General features: G+C 33.1%; 18 protein-coding genes and 1 pseudogene. 16 read left to right on the top strand and 3 right to left on the bottom strand.

The genetic code is table 11. The annotated features are described in order from the left end of the window. Positions 1–77: 77 nt before the first annotated feature. A complete protein-coding gene (locus tag RCJ96_RS15670) occupies positions 78–1,871 on the top strand; it encodes a Xaa-Pro dipeptidyl-peptidase (protein WP_242303779.1) in 1,794 nt (597 codons plus the stop codon). Between the two features lie 58 nt (positions 1,872–1,929). Here RCJ96_RS15670 and RCJ96_RS15665 read toward each other — a convergent pair whose 3' ends face one another. Continuing rightward, a complete protein-coding gene (locus RCJ96_RS15665; RefSeq protein ID WP_242303780.1) occupies positions 1,930–2,208 on the bottom strand; it encodes a hypothetical protein in 279 nt (92 codons plus the stop codon). Between the two features lie 204 nt (positions 2,209–2,412). Here RCJ96_RS15665 and RCJ96_RS15660 point away from each other — a divergent pair, with 204 nt between their 5' ends. From RCJ96_RS15660 to dltD, 12 genes and pseudogenes are all read left to right on the top strand, one after another. Beyond that, positions 2,413–3,177, top strand: coding sequence for a class I SAM-dependent methyltransferase (locus tag RCJ96_RS15660; protein ID WP_416504579.1), 765 nt, complete (start codon positions 2,413–2,415; stop codon positions 3,175–3,177). A 201-nt stretch (positions 3,178–3,378) separates the two neighbouring features. Continuing rightward, complete coding sequence (locus RCJ96_RS15655) at positions 3,379–3,642, top strand: hypothetical protein (protein WP_416504578.1); 264 nt, start codon at positions 3,379–3,381, stop codon at positions 3,640–3,642. Between the two features lie 310 nt (positions 3,643–3,952). Then, positions 3,953–4,186, top strand: coding sequence for a hypothetical protein (locus tag RCJ96_RS15650; RefSeq protein ID WP_270795891.1), 234 nt, complete (start codon positions 3,953–3,955; stop codon positions 4,184–4,186). 487 nt (positions 4,187–4,673) lie between these two features. Then, positions 4,674–4,760, top strand: a pseudogene (locus RCJ96_RS15645) (ankyrin repeat domain-containing protein); the annotation flags it as partial. Further along, complete coding sequence (locus RCJ96_RS15640; RefSeq protein ID WP_270795890.1) at positions 4,757–5,353, top strand: DJ-1/PfpI family protein; 597 nt, start codon at positions 4,757–4,759, stop codon at positions 5,351–5,353. The pseudogene RCJ96_RS15645 and the gene RCJ96_RS15640, both read left to right, overlap by 4 nt. Before the next feature lie 388 nt (positions 5,354–5,741). Beyond that, positions 5,742–6,098: an FtsB family cell division protein gene (locus tag RCJ96_RS15635; RefSeq protein WP_416504577.1), complete on the top strand. Its 357-nt coding sequence runs from the start codon at positions 5,742–5,744 to the stop codon at positions 6,096–6,098. 259 nt (positions 6,099–6,357) lie between these two features. Further along, positions 6,358–6,684, top strand: coding sequence for a DUF3870 domain-containing protein (locus RCJ96_RS15630; RefSeq protein WP_000271324.1), 327 nt, complete (start codon positions 6,358–6,360; stop codon positions 6,682–6,684). Positions 6,685–6,827: 143 nt separating this feature from the next. Continuing rightward, positions 6,828–7,889, top strand: a complete 1,062-nt coding sequence (locus tag RCJ96_RS15625; RefSeq protein ID WP_416504576.1) for a dipeptide epimerase — start codon at positions 6,828–6,830, stop codon at positions 7,887–7,889. 39 nt (positions 7,890–7,928) lie between these two features. Continuing rightward, on the top strand, positions 7,929–8,930 hold the full coding sequence (locus RCJ96_RS15620; protein ID WP_416504575.1) for a C40 family peptidase: 1,002 nt from the start codon (positions 7,929–7,931) through the stop codon (positions 8,928–8,930). Between the two features lie 20 nt (positions 8,931–8,950). Continuing rightward, entirely contained in the window at positions 8,951–10,573 is a 1,623-nt protein-coding gene (locus RCJ96_RS15615; RefSeq protein ID WP_416504574.1) for a peptide ABC transporter substrate-binding protein, read from the top strand. Between the two features lie 116 nt (positions 10,574–10,689). Next, positions 10,690–11,217, top strand: coding sequence for a GNAT family N-acetyltransferase (locus RCJ96_RS15610; protein WP_000461339.1), 528 nt, complete (start codon positions 10,690–10,692; stop codon positions 11,215–11,217). Between the two features lie 266 nt (positions 11,218–11,483). Then, positions 11,484–12,665 carry a D-alanyl-lipoteichoic acid biosynthesis protein DltD gene (gene dltD / locus RCJ96_RS15605; protein WP_000782319.1) on the top strand — a complete coding sequence of 394 codons (1,182 nt, stop codon included), beginning with the start codon at positions 11,484–11,486 and terminating at the stop codon, positions 12,663–12,665. A gap of 39 nt (positions 12,666–12,704) precedes the next feature. On the opposite strand, the gene RCJ96_RS15600 is transcribed toward dltD, so the two are convergent. Then, positions 12,705–12,929 carry a hypothetical protein gene (locus RCJ96_RS15600; RefSeq protein WP_074608582.1) on the bottom strand — a complete coding sequence of 75 codons (225 nt, stop codon included), beginning with the start codon at positions 12,927–12,929 and terminating at the stop codon, positions 12,705–12,707. Positions 12,930–13,069: 140 nt separating this feature from the next. Here RCJ96_RS15600 and RCJ96_RS15595 point away from each other — a divergent pair, with 140 nt between their 5' ends. Further along, positions 13,070–13,519, top strand: coding sequence for a DinB family protein (locus RCJ96_RS15595; protein ID WP_416504573.1), 450 nt, complete (start codon positions 13,070–13,072; stop codon positions 13,517–13,519). 78 nt (positions 13,520–13,597) lie between these two features. Here RCJ96_RS15595 and RCJ96_RS15590 read toward each other — a convergent pair whose 3' ends face one another. Beyond that, positions 13,598–14,203, bottom strand: coding sequence for a DedA family protein (locus tag RCJ96_RS15590; RefSeq protein WP_270795880.1), 606 nt, complete (start codon positions 14,201–14,203; stop codon positions 13,598–13,600). A gap of 276 nt (positions 14,204–14,479) precedes the next feature. Between RCJ96_RS15590 and RCJ96_RS15585 the strand changes: the two genes are divergently transcribed. Beyond that, positions 14,480–15,592: an HD domain-containing protein gene (locus RCJ96_RS15585; RefSeq protein ID WP_416504572.1), complete on the top strand. Its 1,113-nt coding sequence runs from the start codon at positions 14,480–14,482 to the stop codon at positions 15,590–15,592. A gap of 35 nt (positions 15,593–15,627) precedes the next feature. After that, the gene (locus RCJ96_RS15580; RefSeq protein ID WP_416504571.1) at positions 15,628–16,125 is read left to right on the top strand and encodes a GNAT family N-acetyltransferase; all 498 of its coding nucleotides are present in this window, start codon (positions 15,628–15,630) and stop codon (positions 16,123–16,125) included. Positions 16,126–16,150 lie beyond the last annotated feature (25 nt).

Raw genomic sequence — 16,150 nt, 5'->3', positions numbered from 1 at the left:
TGTTGTATAAAATATAAACTGAATTTTCTGTAATTTTATTGTATAGTAAAAAGAGAAATATATGGGGAGGGAAGGGTATGGGGAAAAAGAAAATAGCAACATTATCAGCAATATTATCTTTATCAATTACATCAGGAGTTTCTAGTATGACTGCGTATGCAGACAATAAAGAAACAAACTACATAAATGAGAATGACGTGAAGTTAAATAAAAGTGTTTCAGAGGCGTTACAATCAAACACGAAAATTGAATTAGAAAATGGGATGACAAAACCGATTTATTCGCTTGATGAAGCGATTATTGAAAATTTATTTGTAGAAACGGAAGTAGATAGTGATCGAGATGGAAAAAAGGATCGTGTATCGGTAAAAGTTATGCGTCCAAAAACTGATTCGAATGTGAAAGTTCCTGTTATATATGAAATGAGTCCATATCGAGCTGGTTTAAAAGATGTTCCTGTATATAACGTAGATGAAGAATTGTATGCGTATGAAGGGAAACCGTATGGAGCTGTTAATCTTGGTTCGTATGGAAATTATTATGTACCAAGAGGCTATGCAGTCATTTTAGGTGAAAGTATTGGAACTGGGAAATCAGATGGATGTCCGACGACTGGGGATGAGCAAGAAATATTAGGGACGAAATCTGTTATTGATTGGGTAAATGGACGTGCGAAAGCATATACAGAAAATGGTGAGGAAGTTAAAGCCGATTGGTCAACGGGAAATGTAGGTATGACAGGAGTTTCGTATAATGGTACGTTACCAAATGCTGTTGCAACGACAGGCGTTGAAGGGCTAAAAACAATTATACCAATCGCAGCGATTAGTAGTTGGTATGATTATTATCGTGCAAACGGTGCAGTGATTGCGCCAGGTGGATACCAAGGAGAAGATACAGATAATATGGCCGAAGCAGTATTAACAAGGGAAAACCCTGAAGTTTGCGGACAAGTAATAAAAGAGCTAACAGCCGGACAGGACCGGAAAACTGGTAATTATAATGATTTTTGGGATAAACGAAATTATGTAAAAGATGCCAAAAACGTAAAAGCGAGTGTGTTTGTTGTTCATGGTTTAAATGATTGGAATGTAAAGACGAAGCAGTTCGCGCAATGGTGGGAAGCGCTTGGAGAGAATGATGTTCCTCGTAAAATGTGGTTACATCAAGGTGGACACGGTGGAACATCAACGAATGACTGGCAAAGAACACAAAATAAATGGTTCGATTATTGGTTATACGGAATTGAAAATGGAATTATGAATGAACCAATGGTCGATGTACAACGTGAAAATAAAACTTGGGATAAAATAAAAAATTGGCCGGATCCATCAGCTGTGCCATCAAAAGTGCGAATGTATTTAAGTAATAAAGCCGTTAATTTACCATTAAGTATGGGTTCTGTAAATAAAGTTTTTTCATTCGCAGATGATGCAAAAATAAAATCAAACCAATTAGTTGCAAACCCAGAATTAGAAGTAGCCAATCGATTAGTGTATACAATGCCTGTACTGCAAAAAGATACGCGTATAAGTGGTACACCAAAGATTTCAATTACGGGAAATATTGATCGATCTGTATCAAATTTAACCGCTTTACTTGTTGATTATGGAGGAGCGAAGCCGGAAATCGTAACGAGAGGCTGGATGGATCCACAAAACGTAAAGAGTATAGAAAATTCAACGGCGATTCAACCGGGCAAAGATTATACATTTACATGGGATATGCAGCCAGATGATTATGTATTTAAAGCTGGGCATCAAATAGGGGTCGTTTTAATAGCTAGTGACTATGATTATACAATTAGACCGAAAGCGGGCACGAAGCTTACAGTAAAATTAAGTGAAGTGACATTGCCAATTGTGAAATAAATAGTATGAAGAGCTTACCGTATAGTAAGCTCTTTATATTTTGAAAGGGGGGAGTTTATTATGAATTTTTATTGGTAGATACAAAAATACTTACAACAAATAAGAAAATTGCATTCATGATCAATAGGCCACTAAATATAAGGGCCGCAAAACCTCCAGCGAAGCCATCGCCTACTTTTTCGCCAATTATGTGTAAAGTGGCGAAGAAAACAATGGGGGCAGCAAGAATGAAAATACCACTAGATATTTTCCGTATTTGCCTATATTTCTTCGCTATAAAGAAAATTAGAGCATTACAAGCAATAAGAAGTAAAAGAAATATAATGAATGAATTCATCATATCCTCCTTTTGGTGAAGAGTTTGAATTTTCATTATTTACATTGGCATTTCAAAGGAAATATTATACAATATGATTATATTCTATGGAAAGCGAGTGATATAGTATGACAGTCAGCTCTTTCGAATTTTCATTAAAAGTAAAGGTACAGGAAGATTAATTGAATGAAAATCTTCCGTACGTAAAAACGGAGGAGAAAATAAATGTTTAGTTTTTATAGTTCACTTTGCACGGAACTTTATGATTACACAAAGCCTGTCGGTTATTCTTTAAATGGTGATATTGAGTATTACGAAGAACGTTTGAAAAATTGTAGAGGTAGAATTCTCGAAGCAGCAGTAGGGTCAGGGCGTGTCATCATCCCGCTTCTTGAGGCTGGTTTTACAGTAGATGGGATTGACTATTCACCTGAGATGCTAGAATCGTGCCGTATAAGATGCAAAGAGAGAGGCTTACACCCTAATTTATATGAAGGAAGCTTACAACAATTTTCACTTCCGCATAAATATGAGGCAATTATCATTCCTACTGGTTCTTTTTGCTTAATTGAAAATCGAGAGGATTCTATAAATGCATTGAAATGTTTTTATGAACACCTTAATTCAGGCGGACGATTAATCGTAGATATTATGCTTCCGTATGACTGGAAGACGGGGGAGATTCATACATCGACTTTTTCTTTGCCAAATGGAGACGGAATCACATTAGAAAATAAATCAATTGAAATAGATTGGCTGAATCAAACTACTCTATCATATTTAAAATATGAAAAATGGAGTAAAGGGCAGTTAGTACAAACGGAATTGCAACGCTTTGCGGTGCGTTGGTATGGAATAGAAGAGTTTAAACTTCTTTTAGAAAGTATTGGTTTCTCTAATATTACTTGCTCTGCTGACTATGTTTTTGAAAAAAAACCGTCAAAGGCAAATCAAATGTTTACTTTTGAAGCAGTGCGAAAAGAAAAATAAAGAAGTATGTAAGAAAACAAGGCAATCGATACAATATCGATTGTCTTGTTTTAATTGTATATTACGTACATATTATTACGTTTTCATTGTCCAAGCATCCTTCTACTAACTACATATACTATTTATATTAAAGACAGTCACTATTTTAAATAGAACTGTAATGTTTCTATAAATGATATTTTAGAGAGGTAGGGGATAAATTTGGCAAACGAAGAACAAGATAGAATTGAAAATCAAGTGTATTCAAATCGTGTATTAAGATCAGAATTTGATGCGAATTGGGAAACTTGTATATCAAAAAGTGGTTATGTAATTTATGTAGCAACAAGTAATAATGCTGAAGTAATAGTACTTCTTGCAGATGATTCAAGTAAATTATTAATTTTCGAACAAGGCGGAAAAGTAGTAGCAGGCGGTGGTGGAACAAGTCATTACAGTAAGCCGCACATCGCAAGAAATATTTAAGGTAGAACAAAATGCCGGAAAATGCTTAACTTATTTTAGTAGAACTTGATGTACTACAAATACTTTTGAATGATCAGAGAAGTTTGTAGGGAATTGTACGGATCAATATTTGAAATATAATGTATCGTTTGAGGAATTCTATAAGCAATAAAAAAGCATTTCCTATTTCGGGAAATGCTTTTTCTATGTTATAGTATAATAGTGTTTTAAAACAATGCTATTTTAATATATTTCAAATTTTGTTATGTATTATTTTTATATTAAATTAGTCGTGTAAGTATTTTTTATATAAGGAGTAATAATTAGAGAAATGAAAAATATAGACTTTATACTCGAAAGTGATGAGGCATTAAAACCGTCTGAACGATTAGTACTATTATTATTAGAGAAGCATAGAATGTTATATACGAACGATCTATTGGCATTATCTAATTTATCATATAAAACATTAACAGATTCATTAACTTCGCTTGTATTAAAATCATATGTGTTAAAGGAAACAGGTAAGGGAAGAAGACAGAATTGTTATAGATTGGTACGATAAGACTGCTGATTTTAGAGATTTTATATTCATATTTATCGAATGTAAGGAGAAAGTGCATTTTTATTTTCAAATGAAAAAATGAAATAAACTTAAATATTTTCAATTTCATTTTTGTTAATGATATTTTAATCATTTTTAAAAATAGAAAAATAAAATAAACTGCATAAAACAGAAATAAAAAAACAACCCGTTTTTAAAACGGATTGTTTTTTTATTGGAATAATATTATAAGATGAATGGAAAACTGGAATAATTATTTTACTTCACTTGTATACTTTTCAGCCGCTTTAATTAAATCATAGTCTTCACTATTTAAAGGTATTACTTGTAACATAATTTCGCCTCCATACTAAACATGATTAGTATTATTTTAGTAGGAAATTTTAATATTTAAAATAAAAGATATTAATTAAATAGATAATATTATTATGTAAACTAAAATTAAAAAAGGAATATATAATAATCAACAGAACATATAGAAGAGTGTGATGATGAGAAAACAGACTATGATATAGCCTTAGAAAAAGGTTATACTCACCTTTTACATAATTTGCAACAGGGAGTGAACGTGTGATGAATAAATGGAGTGTAGGGATATTTTTATTTAATGAGGTGGAAGTGTTAGATTTTGCAGGGCCATTTGAAGTTTTTTCTATCACTAAAGTACATGAAGAGAAACCATTTACTGTTTATACAGTTAGCCAACATGGAGAAATGATTACAGCAAGGAACGGATTAAAGGTACAGCCTGATTATAGTATTGAAGATTTACCACCAGTTGATATATTAATCATTCCAGGTGGTAAAGGCGCACGGGAAAATGAAGTGAAAAATGATATTATAATAAATTGGGTTCGTCAGCAAATGAAAGAAGTAAAGCTAATGACTTCAGTTTGTACCGGAGCGTTATTACTCGCGAAAGCTGGTTTACTGGAAGGGTTAAAAGCAACAACACATTGGGCTAGTATTCAAACTTTCAAAAAAGATTTTCCAAATGTAGAAGTAATGGAGAATGTGAAATTTGTAGATGAAGGGCACATCATTACATCGGCAGGTATTTCAGCTGGTATTAACATGTCATTTCATATTGTGAAAAATTTGTTAGGTGTGGAGGTTGCTGAGGATACGGCAAAAAGTATGGAATATGATATTGATTTACAAAATTAAAAAAGCCCAAATTGGGCTTTTTTCTTATTTTAAGTGTATATAGGTATGATCTATGCTCTAAACTTAAGCTCTTAAATAGTCATTCTGGTTTTATCAAATATACGACAATGCATCTCTTTTCTCCTTGTAACCATGTTAAAACAAGGAGAACTTTGTATGTAAAAAAACTCTTCTACAATAGTAGAAAAAGAATAACAGAAACTACTATTTTATGCCAGCATACATAAAAAAATGCAATGTAAATATGGAAATGTCGTCGAATGCTATCTTTAATTGGTTAATTAGTGAGATATTTTTGTGAAGGAGCTTATTTTATAAGAATAGAATTAAAGTTAATAAGAAATCATGCCGATGGTAGTGAAAATATATGTGTTAGGGGGATTTCATAATGAGGAAACTCAAGCGAATAAATGTTCCTAATATACAAGAACAACTATCACAGTCTAATGAGAATCAAGCAATTAATAAGAAAAAACTAAGGCGATTTATATTCATGTTTATATTTATTGCGGCGGCTACTTTGTACGTTCAATTTATTTTAACGAAACAACAAGAAATAATTGTAGAAACAAAAGATACAATTACGAATCAAAAAAAGCAATTGGTTTCTTTAAAGAAAGATGAGGCTTCTTTAAAGACTAACATAGAAAATTTAACAGATGATGAGGAAGAAATTTTGAAATTTGCGAGAAAAGAATATCAATTTTCTAAGTCAAATGAAACTATATTTGTGTTGCCGAAGTAGTGTAATAGAACAGTTAGCGATAGCTAGCTGTTTTTTCATGTAGGAATGTCATGGTACAAGAAACAATTACATATTGTAAAAATGAAGAGCTTGAGCTGTTTTTATACTTATGGAATATATACGAAAATAAATGTTGTTAAAATTCTGTCAATTGTATTATAATACAAGGTAAGCGGATACATTTTTTAATCAATGTTGAGTTTATAACTCATACGCCTATTAAGAAAACCGTTATCCCGTATTAGAAAGGAAGAGAGCTGTGTACGCTTCAAATACAATTTATGTCGTAGGGGATGCGAAAGCACCTCAAAATAATCCCATTACCGAAAAGTTTAAAAGCTATTTTGTAGCGTTTGTACTTGTTAAGGAGACTGGGGAAATTGTAGATGCAGATTGCTCAGCGACAATTGCATTAACGTCTCAATTCGTTAAATATTTATTTCTACATAAAAATATTAATGACCCAGCGTTAGTAATGGAAATAAAAGATCGTTATTTCGGTTCGTCTCAAAAAGCACTACTTGTAGCATTAAAAGATGCACAAAAAAAATATAATCAAATCGCTGCTTTGTCTACCCATTCATAGACAAAATCCAGCCGTAAGAATCTTCTTATGGCTGGATTTTTTTATTTCACATGTACCTTCTACATGAAAAGTAAGCACAAGCGGAGATCTTTTGATCCAAAAAAGTTAAGAATTAAGGATCCATTTTGCTAGACAAAGAAAGGATGAACAAAATGAAAATTACCGATGTAAAAGTAAATCGTAGACGTGTTAATCTTCATACACCGTTTAAAACAGCTCTTCGTACCGTAACCGAAATAGAAAGTATAGATGTATATATTCATACAGATGAAGGAATTATCGGTAAGGGAGCTGCAGCTGCAACACCGATTATTACGGGAGATTTCGCTAACGGGATTGAAGAAGCAATTTTAGGGCCGATGCGTTCATGTTTAATCGGTCAAGATATCATTCAATTTCAGCAGTTACTACAGCACATTCAAGTGAGTTGCATTGGAAATCCAAGTGCGAAAGCAGCGGTAGATATCGCATTATATGATGTGTATTGTCAATATCATAACGTTCCACTTTACGCATTATTAGGCGGGAAGAAAGAAATTCATACAGATATTACGGTGAGTGTAGATGAGCCTTTCATTATGGCGAAAGAGGCAAAGCAACATGTAGAAAAAGGATTTCAAACTTTAAAAATTAAAGTGGGGAAATCTGCACACTTAGACTTAGAACGTATTGAAGCGATTCGAAATAGCATACCAAAAAATACGACGTTACGATTAGATGCAAATCAAGGGTGGAATCCAAAAGAGGCAGTTTCTATCATTAAAGAGATGGAAAATCGCAATTTAAATATTGAATTTATTGAACAACCTGTTCATGCGAAAGATTGGGATGGATTAAAGTACGTCAAAGATCATGTACAAACACCTATTATGGCAGATGAAAGCATATTTTCAGCGAGTGATGCATTAAAAATTGTGCAAGGAAGATATGCAGACTTAATCAATATTAAATTAATGAAATGTGGTGGCATTCGCGAAGCGTGGCGTATTGCCGATATCGCAGAAGCAGCTGGTGTGAAATGTATGGTAGGAAGCATGATGGAATCTTCTCTTTCTGTTAGCGCTGTTGCACATTTAGCTGCTGCACATCCTAATATTCATTACTTCGATCTTGATGCGCCACTTTGGTTAATGGAAGAACCGGAAGGAATGACTTATTCTGGATCAAAGGTAAACCTTCAATCGACAGTGAATAGTAAATCTTAGGAGAAGAGACTAGTAAATTATCTTTTAAGGGGGATATTTATGAAAAAAGTAGGAACTGCATTTTTAACAACTTTATTTATATTTTCATCGTTTACATCAGCAAATGCTGAAGAAAAGAAAGATAGTAAGGCGTTTATCGATGTATCTGCTGCAACACTTTGGACCACGCCGGATTCATTACGGCCAATTGATGCACCAAGTGCTACAAATCCAGTTGATTTGTGGAAGTGGACGAAATCGATGACGCTTGATGAGAAACTTTGGTTAACAAGTGCAAATAAATTAGAAACGCAAGCGTTATTAGGTCAAGAAGTAACAGTTGTTGATAAAAAAGGGGACTGGGTGAAAGTGTTAGTCCATGGTCAGCCAACACCTCGAAATGAAGAAGGCTACCCAGGATGGATGCCTGAAAAACAGTTAACATATAATCAAGAATTTGCAGATAAAACAAATGAACCTTTCGTATTAGTAACAAAACCGACAGCCATTTTATATATAAATCCTTCTGAAAAACATAAATCGCTTGAAGTGAGCTATAATACGCGACTGCCGCTACTTAGTGAAGATACGATTTCATACCGCGTGTTGCTACCAAATGGGCAGAAAGCTTGGCTACGAAAAAATGATGGAACGGTTTACCGTTCTCAAAATGATATTCCAACCCCGACGGCCGATGATTTAATAAACACAGGGAAAATGTTTTTAGGATTACCGTACATTTGGGCTGGTACAAGTGGCTTCGGATTTGATTGCTCTGGATTTACACATACGATTTATAAATCGCACGGTATTACCATTCCGCGAGATTCTGGTCCGCAATCGAGAAATGGAGTTGCAGTGGATAAAGCAAATTTACAAAAAGGAGATCTAATCTTCTTTGCACATGATCAAGGGAAAGGTAGTGTTCATCACGTTGCTATGTATATTGGTGACGGAAATATGATTCACTCACCAAGAGCTGAAAGATCAGTAGAGATTATACCGCTAAATACAACAGGATATATAGAAGAATATGCTGGTGCCCGTCGTTACTTACCTTAAAAAATAGAGGGGGTTTTCAAATGAAAAAAGTTGTTCGTTACTCATTAGTTAGTACTCTATTCGTTTCTTCAATTTTAGTTGGCTGCGCAAAAGAAAAAACAACGACAAAGCCAAAAGATGAGAAGAAAGTATTACAGTTATTAGAAACGGGTGAAATTCCGTCATTAAATTCAGGGAAAGTAACTGATGCAGTATCATTTAACGTTTTAAATAACGTAATGGAAGGATTATTCCGCTTATCGAAAAATGATGAAGTAATTGAAGCTGGCGCACAAAAATATGAAGTGAGCAAAGATGGAAAAACGTATACATTCCACTTGCGTGATGCGAAATGGTCTAACGGAGATCCAGTAACAGCACAAGATTACGTATATGCTTGGAAGCAGCTTATTAATCCGGATACTGCTTCTCAATATGCATACATTGCGTACGATGTGAAAAATGCGGAGAAAATAAATAAGAAACAGCTAGGATTAGAGGAATTAGGGGTAAAAGCGAAGGATGATAAAACGTTCGTTGTAGAGTTAGAACATCCTGTACCGTATTTTACAAAATTACTTATTTTACCATCATTCTATCCGATTAACGAAAAATATGCGAAAGAACAAGGTGATAAATACGGATTAGAAGCAAATAAAGCGGTATATAATGGGCCTTTTACACTATCTGATTGGAAGCATGAAGCGAGCTTTACGATGAAGAAAAACGATAAGTATTGGGATAAAAAAGAAGTGAAGCTAGATGAAGTAAACTATCAAATTGTTAAAGAAATTTCAACTGCGGTAAATTTATATGAAACAGATAAAGTTGATAGAGCTGTCATTTCTACAGAATTCGTAGATAAATATAAAAATAATAAAGAGCTAAAACAATATACAGATCCAGTTATGTACTTCTTCCGATTTAATGAAAATGTGCCGATTCTTAAAAATAAAAATGCACGTCTTGCACTAAGTACAGTGTTTGATAAGAAAGGACTTGCGACTTCATTTTTAAATGATGGTTCGGTTGCTGCAAACTATTACGTGCCAAAAGGATTTTTAAAAGGTCCAGATAAAAAAGATTTTAGAAGTACAGCAGGTGAGTTTAATAAGACGGATGTAAAACAGGCGAAAGAATATTGGGAAAAGGCGAAGCAAGAAACAGGTACAAATGAAGTAACGCTTGAGTTATTAAACTATGATTTAGAAAACTTCAAAAAAGTAGGAGAATATATTAAAGAGCAGCTTGAGAAAAACTTACCTGGCTTAAAGGTAAATGTGAAATTACAACCACATACGCAAAAATTAGCGCTAGAGAAGAAGAAAGAATATGAAATGTCGTTATCACGCTGGTTACCAGATTATCCAGATCCAATGACTTACTTAGAAGTATTCCTTTCTGGAAGCAGTGTGAACAATACTGAATATGCGAATCCAGAATATGATGCGTTAATTAAGAAGATTAAAACAGAATTAGGTAATGATGAAAAAGCTCGTTGGAAAGCATTGCAAGATGCTGAAAAAATGTTGCTGGATGATGCGGTAATTGCTCCGGTATTCCAGCGCGGATTATCGTACTTACAAAAGCCATATGTGAAAGATTTATACGTACATCAATTTGGACCAGCAACAAGCTTAAAGTGGGCAGATGTACAAAAATAAAGGATGAGAAAACAGACTCCACGTTTGTGGTAGTCTGTTTTTTAGTTAAAGTCGGGTAAATAGTACATGGTATAATTTACTAGTCTGTATAAAATTTTGGAGGGGAATGAAGTTTTATGTTTGAAGAAAAGAAAGTAATACATACAAAAAGGTTATTCATGAGAAAGCCCATTATAGAAGATGTTGATCAATTTTATAGCATAGTAAAAGAAGAGGCTGTTGGCAAATGGCTTGCTAAATCAAAGGGAATGTCAAAGGAAGAAGCAAAGGACTATATTATGCAACTAATATCACATTGGGAACAGTATGGTTTCGGGGTATGGTTATTAGTTAATAGAAATACAGGAGAGCTTTTAGGACATTGTGGTTTAAGAAAAATAGATGAAACAGGTGAAATAGAAATTATGTATTTACTTGATCCGGAATATTGGGGAAATGGCTATGCATCAGAAGCAGCAAAGGCTTCCATTCAATATGCAAAAGAGATGATGAATGTAAAAAGAATAATTGCTAGAGTAAAAGTAGCAAATGAGAACTCGAAAAAACTTTTACGAAATCTAGGGTTTATATATACTCATGAAGTTGATTATAGCGGGCGCTTATTATCATATTTTGAACTCAATACATCATCCGAAGAATTCTAGACATTTCATATGTTTTTTCATTGTTAAAAAATAAAATTATTACTAAAATTTCAGTGTGAAATGTATGTAGAATCTTGTATAATTAACGTGTTTCTATGGAAACATTTTCTTGCGCTATATATAGGTCTTAATAGAACAAGGAAAGAAATACATACATGTATATAATAGATAAATAGAATGGAACATGTATAGAGAAAAAGGAGAGAAATGATGACGTGTCAAAGACAAGGGTTACAATTTAATTGCGATAGGAAGAGGAATAAAAAATGAAAATGAAGCATGCCTTTGGTCCGATAATTTTAGCGTGTGTGCTTTTTTTCATTATCATACTCATCCCATCGAAAAGTTTAGTATCACTGATTAGTGATAAGAAGGTAGAAGATGCGGCAACTTCTTTACAAAAAGAAAAATTACAAAGTGTATTCTTGCAACAGAAAATGTTAGAGAATTCGCAGTATTTACCGATGTACGGTTCATCTGAATTTTTACGAATGGATGCATATCATCCATCTAATTACTTTAAAGTGAATCCTGCAGGTTTTACGCCATATTTAATCGGAATTGGCGGTACACAAAGTTTAGCTCATATATTAAATATGACATCTACAATGGATGAGTTAGAAGGTAAAAAAGTAGTCTTTGTTTTATCACCACAATGGTTTACAAAGACTGGTGTATCGCAGGGGGATTTTACGAACAATTTCTCTAAACAACAAGCATATCATTTTATTTTTAATGATAAAATAAATGTAGAAATGAAGAAGCAAATTGCGAAACGACTTTTAGATTATAAAGTTGTTCAAGAAGATGATATATTAAAAAATTCCTTAGAAGGTATTGTATTTAATGATACGAAACATAACGTAAAAGCGGGCTTAGTTAAACCACTTGCTTATATGCATCGAAATATTTTAGATCATAGAGATTTATTTAACTCCATATTTAAGATTGAGCCGATGAAAGAAAAAACAAATGTGGGACTACGTTCAATTTCTTGGGTAGATGCACGTAAACATGCGGAAGAAGAAGGGAAAGCGGAATCTACTACAAACACATTCGGAATTGAAAATCCATATTACTATAAACATAATTTGAAGAAAAAGTTAAAAGGTTTAAAAAACTTTAGAGCAAATGAATCGTATGAAGAATCACCAGAATATGATGACTTACAAATTGTTTTAAATATTTTTAAAGAGAAAAATGTCAAGCCGCTCTTTATTTCTGTACCTGTAAACGGACCATGGTATGATTACGCTGGTTTCCCTAAAGAGCGCCGTGAAGTGTATTATAAAAAAGTTAGGGAACAAGTTGAGAAAGCTGGGTATCCAGTAGTCGATTTCTCTGGCCATGAATATGATAAGTATTTCTTAAAAGATACAATTCATTTAGGTTGGAAAGGCTGGATTTACTTTGATGAAGCAGTGCAAAACTTTTATACTGAGAAATAAGTGTGGAGAAAAAGGAACGGCTATAAGCTGTTCCTTTTTTTAGTATAGAGGATTTTGATGTGGGCAATTCGGAAAGGCATGTATATCTTTAATTTGTCTAAAATCATAATGCTTCATTGCGAACTGCGCTTGATAAAGGTATTCATACACATATAATTGACCATCATGTGCTGAACATAATACACCAGAGGTTCCTTGCCCATTAATGAAGGAAATACCGATAGGGCGTCCGATTAAGTATTGTATTTTTTGTTGCCAATGCATAGGGGAATCACTCCTTTTTGAGATAATATACGAAATGAATGAGTGAATTGTTGCTTATCCACATAATTATGGAGGCTTTTTATATAATTCCTAGAAGATATTCATATGAATGAATTACAAGTGCGAGAAAGGAATGCATAATGAAGAAAGAAAATATTTTAGAAGAAAAGTTAAATATAATAGAATGGTGTCAAACATTGAAGGGATTAAGTGATGATATGTGGCTTCGATCATTTAAAGAGGGTTCGTGGGGAATTGCAGATGTGATTTCACATTTTATCGTTTGGGATACGTTTTTAATAAATCATAGAATTCCATACTTTATAAGTGGACAACCTGTACCAAATGTTCCAATAGATGTTGAGGAAATGAATAAGGAAGCAATAAAATATGCGAGATCTGGTATTTCAAAAGAAGAAATATTAGATCAATTTAGTGTTACTCGTAAAAAATTAATAGATCAAATTGAGCGAATTCCAACCCAATATTTTTATAATGACTATCAATTTGGTACTAAAAAAGTGAGGCTAAATCATTATTTTTCCTCACTCATTCAGCATGACTTAAAGCATAAAGAAGAAATAAAGTAATTTCTAATATATAATCAAGCCTATAATAAAAACCGCTAACATTTGTAATAAAATGTATAGCGGTTTTTATTTATATTTTTACGCAAGATTTTTACGCTTTTTTGTCCATTTTTTTATAACGAAGTATAAAAGAATAAGTGTGACGCCACTAATTGCGAATGATTTCACATATGGTCCTGCAACATCGTTAATATTTTCCCAATTCTCACCTAGTTTTTCACCTAAATAAATGAAAATGATAGACCAAGGGATGATTGCAAGTGCTGTTAACGTAGTGAAACGTAGAAATGACATTTTTGTAATACCAGCAGGAATTGAAATCGCATGACGCACTACTGGAATGAAGCGTGCTGTAAAAATGACGCCAGTTCCGTAACGATTAAACCAATCTTCTGCAGCATCTATATGTTTTTTATGAATGAAAATATATTTTCCGTATCGTTCTAATATAGGTCGTCCACCGTATCGTCCAAGCCAATAAATAAAAATTTGAGCAATAACACCGCCAATTGTACCAAATACAATTGCGCCTAAAAATGAGATACTACCATTGAATACTAAGTATCCCGCATAAGCAAGGACAATCTCACTTGGGATAATCTCAATCATAAGTCCAAGCATAATGCCCCAATAACCTAATCCTTCAAAAAACGTTAATACTGAATGAATAAAACTACTTACCATTGTTGCACCTTCTAGTTTATGTATTTTTGAATATATGCCCCTTTATTTAACTACGTAAAAGGTTCACTATATGTAGATTATACCTTATTTATATAGGGGATTGCTATTTCAATTCATTTATGTCTCTTATAAGTATTATAGTGAAGCATATAAGGTCAGTTTTTATGAAGAGATAATGAAAAGTTTATTAAAAATTTCTCATATATTAATGAAAATAAACTGAAAATTAAGTATAATTATATAGGTTTTTAATTTATAAAAACAGGAGGAGAATACATGCAATTTAATGATCCGATTTATGGAACAATTACTATTTGTGATAGACATATCCTTCGATTGATAGATACAAAAGCATTTCAAAGGTTGGTGAATATTAAACAACAAGGACATACTTATTTTTTACATGAGAACGCAATACATACGAGGAAAGAACATTCAATAGGTGTATATGTACTTGTAAATAAAGTGATAGAACATCTTACGAATATTGGTGATATTCATTTATCAGAATATAAGAGGGAATTATTATCTGTTGTAGCCCTCCTACACGATATTGGACATGGCCCGTATTCGCATTGTTTTCAACAAATATCAGGTGAAGATCATGGTGAGTGGACTATACGAATCATTCAAGAGGATGAAGAAATACGAACGATTTTAAATCAGACCGCCGGATTATTAGATGATGTAACGAAAGCTTTAACAGAAGATGGTGTTTTTCCAATTATAGATGAGCTCTTGTTTAATTCATTAGGAATGGATCAATTAGATTTTTGGAATAGGGATTTATATTATTCATCGCTTGAGATAGGTGGATTACAGATAGAAGAACTGATAGCTAGTATGCGTTTTATAAACGGTAAACTTGTCATTGAAGAATCGGGAATCCCTTTGATCGAACAACTAATGAAAATGAAAGAAGGACTTTATAATAATGGCTTTGGTCATCCGTTTGTAATAGGAAAAGATTTATTGTTGCAATCCATTTTTCGAAAGGTAATGGAGAAAAATCTTAAGTTCTATACTCCTGAATTACAAAATTTCTTTCATAAAGAAGATTTATTAGTAGAGGACTTTCTTCCGTTACAAGATGAAATGATTTCACATGAAATTCAGTGCTTGGCAAAATCAGAGGACAAACAATTAGTGGCGTTAATTCAGCTTTATTTTTCAGGTGCTAAAAGTTTATCATTTCAAAAAGGGCTGGAGGGTGATTTTAAGAGGGAGAATAATAATTTAGCAATAATAACTGAGAAAAAGGCGTACAGTTCATATGTAGGTGGTATTTACGTCTATAGTGAGGGGCAGCTAGAGGATATTGTAGAAAAATCCCCTTTTATTCGAGAGATAGTAAGGTTACCTAAAAAAGAATATGCATATTCAATTTAATTGGTTTGAAAACATAAAATGGACGAGGTGGAAATGTGGATTGGAAAGAACGCCTTTTAGAAATGGATGATTTACCAGTTATATTAGAATGGTATAACGATGAAAAATTACATAACATAGCGGATATAAAACCATTTAAGCGATATACAATCGAAGAGCTTCGTCAGTACTGGGCCGAAAAATTGTCGCGGTCTCATGCAAGTTATCATGTAATAGTAGTGAAGGATGAAGTAATAGGTAGAGTTGGATTAAAAAAGACGAAATATGATGATATATATGTGATGGAATACTCTATTCTCATTGGCGTTTCGAATTTATATTCAAAAGGGCTTGGAACGGAGATTACAAAGTATTTTATTAGTAAATCATTTTTAGACCCTGATATAGAAGCAGTTCTATTGCAAGTTAGGGAAGATAACAAGAGGGCGATTCGTTGTTATGAGAAAGCTGGATTTGAAAAAGTAAAATCGTATGTGGAGAATGAAGTGAAAGTGTACGAAATGCGTAGAGTTAAGAAAGATGAAACAGTATAGAAAGAAAAAAGCGTGTGTATTTAAT

It is taken from the genome of Bacillus sp. BSL6 (assembly GCF_052928345.1).
The sequence above is the reverse complement of the archived record's forward strand: the minus strand, read 5'-3'. Positions and strand labels throughout refer to the sequence as shown.

What these genes read in the sequence shown, in the direction of transcription:
- RCJ96_RS15585 (WP_416504572.1), top strand. Translation starts at nt 14,480, where the DNA reads ATGCAATTTAATGATCCGATTTATGGAACAATTACTATTTGTGATAGA.
- RCJ96_RS15615 (WP_416504574.1), top strand. Translation starts at nt 8,951, where the DNA reads ATGAAAAAAGTTGTTCGTTACTCATTAGTTAGTACTCTATTCGTTTCT.
- RCJ96_RS15650 (WP_270795891.1), top strand. Translation starts at nt 3,953, where the DNA reads ATGAAAAATATAGACTTTATACTCGAAAGTGATGAGGCATTAAAACCG.
- RCJ96_RS15635 (WP_416504577.1), top strand. Translation starts at nt 5,742, where the DNA reads ATGAGGAAACTCAAGCGAATAAATGTTCCTAATATACAAGAACAACTA.
- RCJ96_RS15670 (WP_242303779.1), top strand. Translation starts at nt 78, where the DNA reads ATGGGGAAAAAGAAAATAGCAACATTATCAGCAATATTATCTTTATCA.
- RCJ96_RS15595 (WP_416504573.1), top strand. Translation starts at nt 13,070, where the DNA reads ATGAAGAAAGAAAATATTTTAGAAGAAAAGTTAAATATAATAGAATGG.
- RCJ96_RS15665 (WP_242303780.1), bottom strand. Translation starts at nt 2,208, where the DNA reads ATGAATTCATTCATTATATTTCTTTTACTTCTTATTGCTTGTAATGCT.
- RCJ96_RS15590 (WP_270795880.1), bottom strand. Translation starts at nt 14,203, where the DNA reads ATGGTAAGTAGTTTTATTCATTCAGTATTAACGTTTTTTGAAGGATTA.
- RCJ96_RS15660 (WP_416504579.1), top strand. Translation starts at nt 2,413, where the DNA reads ATGTTTAGTTTTTATAGTTCACTTTGCACGGAACTTTATGATTACACA.
- RCJ96_RS15625 (WP_416504576.1), top strand. Translation starts at nt 6,828, where the DNA reads ATGAACAAAATGAAAATTACCGATGTAAAAGTAAATCGTAGACGTGTT.
- RCJ96_RS15610 (WP_000461339.1), top strand. Translation starts at nt 10,690, where the DNA reads ATGTTTGAAGAAAAGAAAGTAATACATACAAAAAGGTTATTCATGAGA.
- RCJ96_RS15620 (WP_416504575.1), top strand. Translation starts at nt 7,929, where the DNA reads ATGAAAAAAGTAGGAACTGCATTTTTAACAACTTTATTTATATTTTCA.
- RCJ96_RS15600 (WP_074608582.1), bottom strand. Translation starts at nt 12,929, where the DNA reads ATGCATTGGCAACAAAAAATACAATACTTAATCGGACGCCCTATCGGT.
- dltD (WP_000782319.1), top strand. Translation starts at nt 11,484, where the DNA reads ATGAAAATGAAGCATGCCTTTGGTCCGATAATTTTAGCGTGTGTGCTT.